Source organism: Photorhabdus hainanensis (assembly GCF_018448965.1).
GTDB lineage: Bacteria > Pseudomonadota > Gammaproteobacteria > Enterobacterales > Enterobacteriaceae > Photorhabdus > Photorhabdus akhurstii.
In genome coordinates this window covers 1-1,585 of record NZ_RCWD01000100.1, presented here as the reverse complement: position 1 = coordinate 1,585, position 1,585 = coordinate 1, and the positions used below count along the sequence as shown (strand labels likewise).

General features: G+C 50.6%; 1 protein-coding gene. It reads left to right on the top strand.

The features are described from left to right. Positions 1-83 precede the first annotated feature (83 nt). Positions 84-1,477, top strand: a protein-coding gene (locus tag EAE92_RS24015; protein ID WP_214069853.1) for an IS1182 family transposase whose coding sequence is annotated in 2 segments (ribosomal slippage) — positions 84-651 and positions 651-1,477 — 1,395 coding nt in all. Because the reading frame shifts where the segments join, the coding sequence is not laid out codon by codon here. The last annotated feature ends 108 nt before the right edge of the window (positions 1,478-1,585 follow it).

Genomic DNA, 1,585 nt, shown 5'->3' with positions numbered 1-1,585 from the left:
TTTCAGATTATTGACAAAGTGCTGGTTTTTTATCCGGCACTTTGTTTTAATTAAGTTCCGTTCACTCAACGGAGCTTGCCGCCATGTTAAGAACACCCCCTCTCCAGACTTTCCCGCCAGAAACGCTCTCGCTTGACGAGCTGGTGCCTAAAAATCATTTGGTCCGTCAAGTCGATGCCGCCATTGATTTCGAATTTATCCGCGAATTAGTCGCCCCGTTGTATTGCCACAATAATGGCCGTCCTGCTATCGACCCGGTCATGCTGATTAAAATGATGTTACTCGGCTACTTGTTTGGCGTCCCCAGTGAACGCCGTCTGGTTCAGGAAATTCAGGTTAATGTGGCTTACCGCTGGTTTCTGCGCCTCGGACTGACAGAGAAGGTCCCTGATGCCTCAACCCTGAGTCAGAACCGCCGCCGCCGTTTCAATCATACCGCGGTCTTCCAGCAGATTTTTGACCACATTGTTGAACAGGCGATGGCCAAAGGATTCGTGGGCGGACGCGTACTCTATACCGACAGCACCCACCTGAAAGCCAACGCCAATCCGCATAAATCGGAGAATGTCATGCGGCCGGTTCCCCCCGGCGCCTATTTTGACGCACTGGATAAAGCCGTCACTGAAGACCGGGCGGCAGCCGGAAAAAAAGCCTGAAGCCAGCCCTAAAGGAACGGCAGAGAAAGACGAAGGTCAGTACCACTGATCCGGAAAGCGGGTTTATGCACCGGACCAACAAACCCAGGGGGTTCTTTTACCTTGACCACCGTACCGTGGATGGGCAAGTCGGTATTATCACCGATACCTACGCTACACCGGGTAATGTCCACGACAGCCAGCCTTTTATCAAGCGTTTGACGCGTCAGTTAGAGCGTTTTGCCCTCAATCCCCTCGCAATTGGGTTGGATGCGGGCTATTTTACGGCCCCGGTTTGTTACTTAACGGAACAGTTAGGTGTGATGCCGATAATCGGTTACCGCCGTCCGAATAAGGGGTCGAACGTCTTCCAGAAAAAACATTTTACCTATGACAAGCAGGAGGACTGCTATGTGTGCCCTCAGGGCGAAAAGTTGATTTATAAAACAACCAGCCGAGAGGGATACCGGCATTATCAGGCCGCGGCGAATATCTGCCAGTATTGCCCGAAACGCGCGTCCTGTACACAGGCCAAAGGGGGCAAAAAGATAACCCGTCATGTCTGGGAGGACAGTAAAGAGCAGGCCAGGGAAAACCGGCTAACGGAGTGGGGTAAAAAGGTTTACAAGCGGCGAAAGGAGACGATAGAGCGTAGTTTTGCAGATGCGAAGCAACATCACGGGCACCGCTATGCCCGTTTTCGTGGGTTGCAAAAAGTGCAAATACAGTGTCTTTTGGCAGCCATAGCCCAAAATATCAAGAAGATAGCATTGCTGGTCGCAATGCTTTGTTGTTTTTATCTCTGGAGAGCGAGCCTTTCATTGCAGGAGAAGCGAAAATAACGCCTTGTCGGGCGATTAAATTGGCTTAATGAGGAAAATGGATGGCATTATGATTCACAATGAGAGGAACAAATCCCGTTATTTTCAACGAGGTTTGTCAGCGGTCTG